The following is a 9,269-nucleotide window of genomic DNA, read 5'->3' as shown; positions in this document are numbered from 1 at the left end:
TATACATGAACTATCTCCAAGATAGTCCAAGTTTTCGTCCGCACCCCCGCCGGGTCAGTTCTCAGTGACAATTAACAGGGAGAACCTGCTGCCCACGTGCCGAGACTGTAATCAGGGTATTAAGCAGCACATAGTCACCGAGAACATGACGCGAGAGGATGTAGAAACACTTCTAAGCAAGCCCGCAAAACATAGCTTTGGGAAGGCCAGCAAATTTGAGGTGCGTGGACGAAGAGCAATTGGCATTCAATGCAACTTAGTCGACGAAGATCCCTTACTCATTGACCCCAGCCGACGTGACCCCGCCTTGGAGCTCGTTTGGAAAGCATCGGAAGAGCTCCCGATAGTTAGGCCTAGCAATAAAGTGGACGGCCCAAGCGCTTGTGGCGGCTATACAATCCAAACTTGCGGTTTGAACAGAGCAGAGCTTGTTCTAGACCGAATTTCGGTTCGCCGACCAATGCGGGCCATAAGGACTCGTGTGTTGAAGACGTTGGAAAGTTGGGATGGCGAGGGTGCATTACCCGAGAGCATATCAGCTGAAATTAACTGCCTATGTGAGTTCGCCCATCCAGAGCAGATTTATGCTGGGATGGCGGCAGCTTTCATTGCCGATTTTTTGCTTGAGCTTGAACAGTGGCTGTTGGATCAGGGGCTTGCTCCGATAGGGCATCTAGATATTTAGCGGGTTGCGCAAAACTGATGACTGCGCCTCTGACACCGCCTCCCTGGGCTAGGGCGGGATGGGCACACTTTTACTTTGCTGTTGGCGGCCTGCAGGATGCACTCATTGAATAATCCACCATTTGGCTAGGCAAAAAAGGCAAAAACATCATGTAAGACAAACGGTAACAACAAACGAAGAATTTGCAAGCCCTCGCTAAAATCCGATAACGCCCGATATGCATCAAGCAGCAAGAGGTGGATATTCGGGTGGATACTCTGAAACGCAATTGGCACAAACCACTGGAAATCAACAGTTAAATCAAGTAAAGTGGTGCCCCCATACGGATTCGAACCGCAGACCCTCTGATTACAAATCAGATGCTCTACCAGCTGAGCTATAGGGGCAACGAGGGTCAGATACCCTTTGATTTGCGGGGACGCAAGGGTTTGGAAAAAAATTTCACACATTTACGCGCGATTTGTGTGTGCCATGACCCAAACCGCCACCAACCCCACAACCATGACCAACAAAGCTGCTGGGGCGGCATCGCCAAGGCGTTCAAGGCTGGCTTGCTCATACACGCGTGTCGCTAAGGTATTGTAATTAAAGGGGCGCAACAACAACGTTGCGGGCAGTTCCTTGACACAATCGACAAAAACTACCAGCAATGCGGTGGCCACCGAGCGCCGCATCAGGGGCAAATAGACCTCTCGCAATGTGGCACCGGCACCACGGCCCAATGACCGGGCGGCCAAGGGCAATGAGGGTGACACGCGCCCAAAGGCCGAATCAACCGACCCTTGGGCGATTCCAAAGAATCGCACGAAATAGGCAAGGATCAGCGCGGCAGCCGTACCCGTCAGCATCAACCCCGGATCATACCCCGTTATGGCCAAGATAAAATCGGCGACGCGGTGGTCCATCGCGGCCAGGGGGATGAGTAATCCAACGGCCAAAACCGTGCCAGGTGCGGCATAGCCAACCGAAGTCAGCGGCAAAACCAGCCGAGGAAAGCCGCGCCGTGCCATGCGCACGCCGTAAACCAAAAACAACGCCCCCGCGACCGTTAGAACCGAGGCGACCCCGCCGACCACAATCGTGTTACCCAGCGCCTGCAACAGGCCTTTGGACACCCACGCCGCGGGGTTTTTCACAGCATGTGACAGCATAACCGAAACGGGCAGAACGAACCCCACCCCGAACGGCAGCAAACAGGCAAGAGTTGCGGCCCAAGCCTTGCCCCCCCGCAACGCCATCGGCTCTAACGGGCGCGAGGCGCGGGACATGCGGTGAAAGCGTGCGTTACGGCGGCTGACCCGTTCCAGCGTCAGCAAACCCACGACGATTGCCAAGATAACCAGCGAAATCTGCGCAGCCCCCCCTGCATTGCCACCACTCAGCCAGACCGAAAAAATACCTGTCGTCAGGGTTTGGACGCCAAAATGATCAACCGTGCCAAAATCGGCGACCGTTTCCATCAGCGCCAACGCCACACCCATCGCAATCGCCGGACGTGCCAGCGGCAACCCTACGCGCCAAAACAGCGCCATAGGACCAGAGCCCAAAGCGCGGGCCACCTCATAGGTGCAATTGGATTGCTCGCGAAATGCGGCACGGGCCAAAAGGTAGACATAAGGGTACAGCGCCGCCGACAGCACGATCGCCGCCATCGACCGCGTGCGCACTGCGGGAAACCAGTAGTCGCGCGCCGTTTCCCAGCCAAAGCTAGCCCGAAGGGCTGTTTGCACCACACCGGAATAATCAAAGAAATCAATCAGCGCATAGGCCCCGACATAGCCGGGAATCGCCAGTGGAAACAGCAGCGCATAATCAAGCCAGCGGCTGCCCGGAAAGCGGTACATCGCAATCAACCACGCCGCCCCCGTGCCCACGGTTGCGGTTATCACCCCAACACCGCCCATCAAAAACAGCGTATTGCCCAGATAGCGAGGCAAAACAGTGGCCATCATATGGGGCCAAATATTTTCAACCGGATGAAACGCCAGCCAAATCACCGAAACAACCGGCGCAACAACGATAAAAGCGATCAGCGCGGCGCCAATCGACCATCCGTCAAGCGCGCGAAACCACGCAGCCCTTGGTGCAGCAGGAATAGGTTGTTGAGTGTTTTGCTTGGTCATAAACCGCAGCGATATAGGAAAGCGTTTTAACTGTCCAGAAAAGCCCGTATAGTCGCGACACATTGGCGTACCCCTTTGGTGCGCAAAGAAAAGACCAACCGGAAGGCTTTGATGCGGATTGTTTATCACCTCGGCGCCCATTGTACGGATGAAGAACGGCTGCTGCGCTGTTTGTTGAAAAACCGGGATGCGCTGGCGAATGAAGGCATTGTCGTGCCGGGGCCTGCAAAATACCGGACCCTGCTGCGCGACACGGCTATGGCGCTGAAAGGCGAAAGCGCCACCCAAGACGCACAGGATTTGGTTTTGGATCAGATCCTGTCAGATGATGAGGCAGACCGGGTTATTCTGTCTTGGGATAATTTTCTGGGCTATGCACAAGGCGCACTGCGCGGCGGCATCTACAGCTCTGGCGCTGAACGCATGGCCGCGTTTTGCCAAGTCTTTCCCGGCTGTGAGGCCGAGTTTCACCTTGCCATCCGCAACCCGGCCACGTTCGTTCCGGCGGTGTATCAAAAGCAACATGGCCGCAATTACGAAGAATTCATGGATGGCGTGGAGGTGGATAACCTGCGCTGGTCAACATTGGTTGCCGCATTGCGCGATGCAAATCCGACTGTACCAATAACCATTTGGTGCGATGAAGACACACCCCTCCTATGGCCCGAGGTTTTGCAAGCCGTGTCTGGCCATAGCGATGCGGTGACATTGACCGATACCGACGATCTGCTGGTTTCGATCATGTCCGAGGATGGGCTGGCGCGGATGAACACCTATATGAAATCCCACCCGCCGCAAAACACCGCCCAACACAGGCGGGTTGTTTCGGCCTTTTTGGACAAATTCGTTCTGCCGGAACAAATTGATTTCAATATCGAAATGGAGGGGTGGTCAGAGGATTTGATCGCCCGCACGACCGAGGCCTATGACCAAGATGTATCGCGGATCATAGCGATGGACGGGGTTACGTTTCTCGCGCCATGACGGCCAAAACTGCACCGAAACCTGTGGTATAAGGTGGCCAACAGGCCACCTTTAATCACTGCATGCCAAGCGCAGTTTTGTACAATTCCAAAACGGCTTCTTCTTCGGCAACATCATCAGGCGTGCGTTTGCGCAGCGCCACGACTTTGCGCAAAATCTTGGTGTCATACCCACGGCCTTTCGCCTCGGCCATCAGCTCTTTTTGCTGCTCTGCCAAGTCTTTCTTCTCGGCGTCCAATTGCTCAAAACGCTCGATGAAGGCGCGCAGTTCGTCTGCGGTTACGGAATACTGGTCGATTGGATCGCTCATGTTTGCCTCTTATATAGGGAACCTTTGCCCAAAGCGGCTTGCGATCAATCTTGCCAGACGGGTTGCAAACCAAGAAAGTCTTGGGCGTGGTCATTTGCGTTTTGGGTTTGATCTGCTTACGCGTATCAAACCCGAAATGCTTTAGCGCGGTAGGGATGGCTGTTCAAGTACGGGTTTTCAGGGACGCCGCCAAAACCTGTGGATTGGCCTCTCTCTGAAACGCTTTAGGCGTGCTGCAAGGGTGACAGCCTCTCTTGTCAGGCTCGCTTGGGTTCGATAGGGCAAAGAAACAATCCGCACAAAGCGGTGAATAAAGGAGGCGCAATGGACGTTTTGATTTGGATCGGTGCCGCCGTATCCCTGATTGGGGTTGCCGGGCTGGGTTGGTGTGTTGTGATGGCATTGCGCGCCCGCAATTCAGGCCTGCCCGAAGAGGCCATGCGCACAGCACTGCAAAAGGTTGTGGTTTTTAATATGGGCGCACTGGGTGTGTCTGCGCTTGGATTGATGCTGGTGGTGCTGGGTATTTTTCTGCGCTAATCGGCGTTCAGGTCAGCCAAAGATACGCCTTGCCGGATCATATCATCCAGCAAAGGCGCAGGCTCCCAAACATCGGGGGCATCATTGGCCAAGCGGATCAGATCATCGCGCAGCACCATCAGCCCGCGATGCTGCGCCCAAAGCATCGGCCCCCCGCCCCAGCGCGGAAAGCCAAGCCCGACAATCATCGCCAAATCCACATCAGATGGGCGCAGCGCCTTACCGTCGCCAATCATGCGCAGGCCTGCATTGGCCAATGCACCCAAAACCTGCGGTGCCAGCCCTGCCCACAGGTCCACGCGTCCCTTTGGATTGGTCCCAGTGCGATCTTGGGCACGCGGCATACCCCAACGCTGCAACAGGTCCAAAACGGGTGCGGGGCCGTGCTGATCCTCTAGCGACCCAAGGCTGGCTTGCAGCGCCACAGCAAGGCCATGCGTGATGCCCGTGCCCTGCCCTTGCAAAACCTGCCTGCCCAAGCGTTTCACAACCGAAAGCAATGTCGCAATAGCCTCGGGGCCGGTTTGGTCTGCGATCAACACCTCAGCCAAACGCCCGTTGCCCGTGGCCGGCCACAAGACAAGGCCCAGCCCGCGTGCGCCACCGACGCCAACCCGCCCCATGCTAACAACGGGCGCACCGGCCTTAAGTGCAACCAGCGGTACTTCGGCCTTTGGCAGCCGGAAGGGGCCGGTCAGAAACAGCATGTCCGCCGCATCGCCATCCTCATTGGGCAAAGCGGCCAACAGCCGCGCCCAATGATCATCATGCGCGGCTTGGCTTAGGGTTTTCGCGTCCAATGCAGCCGCCAGATGCGTCGCAATCGCCTCTAGCCCTGCGGTCAGGGCTTCGGCGCTGATATCCACCAAGGTCACTTCATAACCCGCCGCCAACAGCTCTTGGGTCAGGGCAACACCATCGGCCCCTGCACCCAGCACGGTGATTTGGGCAATAGGCAGCGGCTTGCCGCGGGCACCAACCATCTTGGCCGCACGGCGCTCTGCAAAGAACACATGGCGCAGCGCCTCGGCCTCGGGGGTGGTGACCAACTCGGCAAAGGCAGCGCTTTCAAAGGCAAGCCCTTGGTCGAACGGCAAAAGCTGCGCGGCCTCAACGCAATCAATAATGCGGCCCGGCCCCGGAAGAGGCATAACCGCATATTTGCGCCGCGCCTCGGCTATGGCGGCGAAATAGGCCTTGGGGTTACGCATCCCGTCGCGCCGATCATGGGTCGGAACCGGTTTGCTCGGGGCAAGATGCAGCGCCATTGCAACGGTGGCTTCGGTCAGATCCTGCTCGACCACTTTGTCCAAAATGCCCATTGCCAGCGCCTCAACCGCGCTGATCGGTGTGCCGGTGATCATCAGGCGCAATGCCTCTTGCGCGCCAATCAAACGCGGCAAACGCTGGGTGCCCCCTGCCCCCGGCAGAATCCCCAAACTCACCTCGGGCAGGGCCAGCCGTGCATCGGCAAGCCCAACCCGCGCATGTGCCGCCAGTGCCAACTCTAGCCCGCCGCCCAGCGCCGTACCATGCAGGCCTACAACAACCGGTTTAGGGCTGGCCTCAACCATCGAACACAGTTCGGGCAGCAAAGGCGCTTGCGGCGGCTGGTCAAATTCGGAAATATCGGCACCGGCCGGAAACGTGCGCCCCCGCGCCAAAATCGCAATGGCATGGGTGGCCGGATCGGCAAAGGCTGCGAACAGCCCCGTGGTCAAGCCCGCCCGCACACCTACGGCCAGCATATTTACCGGTGGGTTATCTATCCATAGCACCCGCACAGCGCCGCGCTGTTCAAAGGTGACAAAAGGATGTGTGCTTTCAAGCATAGGCCCGCCCAGACAAAACAGGCCAAGCGCCTGTGACTTGGGCTATTAACAAGTTTCTGCCGGGGCTTGGCAACACCATCCTGCTGAAAAGACGGCGAATACCGCGCTAAAGGGGCATATTGTCAAACATCGCTTCGATTTCTTCTTCGGTCGCGACCGGCGTGTTTTGGTCAAACACCATACCCGGCATCACCGCCATCAACGCCTGCATCTCATCAAACAAACCCGTCAGAGGTTTTGTGTCAGCGTTTGCATGAACCGGCTCAGTGCCGTTTGTGGCCTTAGGTGTTGCGCTATCTGTCATCATTCCCCCCTTTAGGTCTGCTGCCCCACAGATCACGGGACGTTTTGTCTATAGCACGTCTAACAAGATTTGGGTTTGATACATGTCAAGATTGGCATATTTTACATATTCAATTCTTGTAATGTGTAAATTCCATGCTATATCATACCCGTAACGCAGCAATCAGGGGCCGCCCATGAAACCGCTTATCCATGCCTTCTTTGATGAAGCCACCAATACCCTTACCTATGTTGTGCGCGAACCCAACGGCCGCGCCTGTGCTATTATCGATTCCGTTTTGGATTTTGACTATGCCTCGGGCCGCACCGATACGCGTTCTGCAGATGCCGTGGTCGCTTTCATTCGCGCGGAAAACCTTGATTTGCAATGGATTTTGGAAACCCATGTCCATGCTGACCACCTGTCTGCCGCGCCTTATATCCAAGAACGGCTGGGCGGTAAAATCGGGATCGGGCAGCGGATTACCGTTGTCCAAGACACGTTTGGCAAAGTGTTTAATGAGGGCACCCGCTTTCAGCGTGACGGCTCGCAGTTTGACAAGTTGTTTGAGCAAGGCGACAGCTTTATGATCGGGCAAATGCGCGTCGATGTATTGCACACGCCCGGCCACACGCCTGCCTGCCTGACCTATGTTGTGGGCGATGCGGCCTTTGTCGGCGATACGCTGTTCATGCCCGATTTTGGTACTGCGCGCTGTGACTTCCCTGGTGGATCCTCGGCAACGCTGTTCGATTCTGTGCAGAAAATTCTGGCCCTGCCCGATGAGACCCGCATTTTCGTAGGCCATGATTACAAAGCCCCCGGCCGTGATGAATTTGCGTGGGAAACCACAGTTGGCGCGCAAAAAACGCTGAATGTCCACATCGGCGCGGGCAAATCGAAAGAAGAGTTCATGGCGATGCGCGATGCCCGTGATGCAACGCTGGCAATGCCGCGGCTGATTATCCCGTCGTTGCAGGTTAATATGCGCGCGGGCCAGATGCCCGAACCCGAAGAAAACGGGCAGACCTACCTTAAGGTTCCGGTCAACGGCCTTTAAGGTCCTTTGGGTTTTACCAACTGCCCCATGCAAATTGACATGCGTGGGGCAAACGTTTGTTTTACGCACAGCAAAACGATATACGCGCGGCCAAAGAGTGTGCGCAGGTTTGCTGCGATGCAGGGGAAAAGATGATACAAATAGAATGGATCTGGGGGCTTGTTGGTGGGCTGTTAATCGGCACATCGGCGGCACTTTATTTGCTGGTGAACGGGCGCATCATGGGCGCCTCCGGCATCATGGGCGGGCTGGTGGATGGCTCGGCCAAAGAGACATCGGCTGAAAAAATTGCTTTTATCGCAGGCTTGGTGATTCTGCCCGCGATTTTGGCGTTAGGCATGGATGGCGCGACAACCAATATCACCAGCAATCCGGTCGTCATCATCGCCGCGGGCCTTTTGGTCGGGATTGGGACGCGGTTGGCCAATGGCTGCACCTCGGGCCACGGCGTTTGCGGAATTTCACGACTGTCGCTGCGGGGCATAGTGGCCACCGTATTTTACCTACTGGGCGGTGGGCTAATGATGGCCTTGTTCCGCCATGTTTTGGGGGTGATCTGATGAAACGCAACATCTTTGCTTTTGTATCGGGCGCGATGTTTGGCACAGGCCTGCTGATTTCGGGCATGGTTGACACGACCAAGGTTCAGGGCTGGCTGGATGTGTTCGGCGCATGGGACCCAACGCTGGCCTTTGTTTTGGGCGGGGCAATCATACCAATGGCGATTGCGTGGCGCGTGGCGGCGCGGCGGCGGGTGGCTGTGCTGGGCAATCCTTTGCCATTGACCAATAGCACAGCAAATCCTGACGCAAACATCGTTATAGGCTCGCTTTTGTTTGGCATGGGCTGGGGCCTTGCGGGCCTTTGCCCGGGCCCTGCAATGGCCTCGGCGACGTTTGGCGGCTGGGGCGGGCTGCTGTTCATTGTTGCGATGGCAGTGGGTATGTATGTTGCGCCACCAATACGCCAAAAAATCGAAACTCACTCGGCTTAGCTTAAGGAATTATGATGGATATTCGTGCTCTTACCCCGACCTATTCTGTATCCCCGCAGATTGAGACTGCCGATCTGGCGGCGCTTAAGGCGGCTGGCTATGTTGCGGTGATCGACAACCGCCCCGATGCAGAAATTCCGCCTAATTTGCAGACCATCACGATGCGCAGCGCGGCCGAGGCTGCTGGGCTGGCTTTCTTTGCCAACCCTGTTATCGGCGGCATGATGACGATGGAAAATGTGACCGCGCAAGCGGCAGCGATCAAAGAGGCTGGCGGCCCCGTTCTGGCCTATTGTGCCTCGGGGAACCGGTCCTCAATCTGTTGGGCGCTGGCCCATGCAGGGCAAATGCCAACCGATGATCTGATCGCGATTCCGGGCCGGTTTGGGTATCAGCTGGAAGGGTTGCGCGGCCAATTGGACGCGATGGCCAAAAACGGCTGAACCACCTTACACCAA

At 56.6% G+C, this 9,269-nt stretch carries 11 protein-coding genes and 1 tRNA gene; 7 read left to right on the top strand and 5 right to left on the bottom strand.

The window, feature by feature from the left end:
- Positions 1-484 precede the first annotated feature (484 nt).
- Entirely contained in the window at positions 485-685 is a 201-nt protein-coding gene (locus ACEN2J_RS15635) for a hypothetical protein (RefSeq protein ID WP_442107037.1), read from the top strand.
- Between the two features lie 310 nt (positions 686-995).
- Here ACEN2J_RS15635 and ACEN2J_RS15630 read toward each other — a convergent pair.
- Together ACEN2J_RS15630 and ACEN2J_RS15625 are read right to left on the bottom strand one after the other, a co-directional pair.
- Positions 996-1,071 (bottom strand) — tRNA-Thr (locus tag ACEN2J_RS15630).
- Positions 1,072-1,134: 63 nt separating this feature from the next.
- A complete protein-coding gene (locus tag ACEN2J_RS15625; protein ID WP_442107042.1) occupies positions 1,135-2,808 on the bottom strand; it encodes an ABC transporter permease in 1,674 nt (557 codons plus the stop codon).
- A 111-nt stretch (positions 2,809-2,919) separates the two neighbouring features.
- Here ACEN2J_RS15625 and ACEN2J_RS15620 point away from each other — a divergent pair, with 111 nt between their 5' ends.
- The gene (locus ACEN2J_RS15620; RefSeq protein ID WP_442107036.1) at positions 2,920-3,792 is read left to right on the top strand and encodes a hypothetical protein; all 873 of its coding nucleotides are present in this window, start codon (positions 2,920-2,922) and stop codon (positions 3,790-3,792) included.
- Between the two features lie 55 nt (positions 3,793-3,847).
- Here ACEN2J_RS15620 and ACEN2J_RS15615 read toward each other — a convergent pair whose 3' ends face one another.
- Positions 3,848-4,102 carry a DUF2312 domain-containing protein gene (locus ACEN2J_RS15615; RefSeq protein ID WP_442107035.1) on the bottom strand — a complete coding sequence of 85 codons (255 nt, stop codon included), beginning with the start codon at positions 4,100-4,102 and terminating at the stop codon, positions 3,848-3,850.
- Positions 4,103-4,426: 324 nt separating this feature from the next.
- Between ACEN2J_RS15615 and ACEN2J_RS15610 the strand changes: the two genes are divergently transcribed.
- Positions 4,427-4,642, top strand: a complete 216-nt coding sequence (locus ACEN2J_RS15610) for a hypothetical protein (protein WP_442107034.1) — start codon at positions 4,427-4,429, stop codon at positions 4,640-4,642.
- Here ACEN2J_RS15610 and ACEN2J_RS15605 read toward each other — a convergent pair.
- Together ACEN2J_RS15605 and ACEN2J_RS15600 are read right to left on the bottom strand one after the other, a co-directional pair.
- Positions 4,639-6,474 (bottom strand): enoyl-CoA hydratase-related protein, encoded by a 1,836-nt coding sequence (locus ACEN2J_RS15605; RefSeq protein ID WP_442107033.1) that lies wholly within the window; start codon positions 6,472-6,474, stop codon positions 4,639-4,641. The two genes, ACEN2J_RS15610 and ACEN2J_RS15605, sit on opposite strands and share 4 nt — an antisense overlap.
- 106 nt (positions 6,475-6,580) lie before the next feature.
- Positions 6,581-6,778, bottom strand: a complete 198-nt coding sequence (locus ACEN2J_RS15600) for a hypothetical protein (protein WP_442107032.1) — start codon at positions 6,776-6,778, stop codon at positions 6,581-6,583.
- Positions 6,779-6,953: 175 nt separating this feature from the next.
- Between ACEN2J_RS15600 and ACEN2J_RS15595 the strand changes: the two genes are divergently transcribed.
- The 4 genes from ACEN2J_RS15595 (at position 6,954) to ACEN2J_RS15580 (ending at position 9,254) form a co-directional block, all read left to right on the top strand.
- Entirely contained in the window at positions 6,954-7,817 is an 864-nt protein-coding gene (locus tag ACEN2J_RS15595; protein ID WP_442107031.1) for an MBL fold metallo-hydrolase, read from the top strand.
- A 134-nt stretch (positions 7,818-7,951) separates the two neighbouring features.
- A complete protein-coding gene (locus ACEN2J_RS15590) occupies positions 7,952-8,377 on the top strand; it encodes a YeeE/YedE family protein (protein ID WP_442107041.1) in 426 nt (141 codons plus the stop codon).
- On the top strand, positions 8,377-8,811 hold the full coding sequence (locus tag ACEN2J_RS15585) for a DUF6691 family protein (RefSeq protein ID WP_442107030.1): 435 nt from the start codon (positions 8,377-8,379) through the stop codon (positions 8,809-8,811). Before ACEN2J_RS15590 ends, ACEN2J_RS15585 begins: the two co-directional genes overlap by 1 nt.
- Before the next feature lie 14 nt (positions 8,812-8,825).
- Positions 8,826-9,254, top strand: coding sequence for a TIGR01244 family sulfur transferase (locus ACEN2J_RS15580; protein WP_442107029.1), 429 nt, complete (start codon positions 8,826-8,828; stop codon positions 9,252-9,254).
- Positions 9,255-9,269: the final 15 nt, after the last annotated feature.

Source organism: Pseudorhodobacter sp. W20_MBD10_FR17, from assembly GCF_052119765.1.
Classification (GTDB): Bacteria; Pseudomonadota; Alphaproteobacteria; order Rhodobacterales; family Rhodobacteraceae; genus Pseudorhodobacter.
This window is presented reverse-complemented; position numbering and strand designations above follow the sequence as displayed.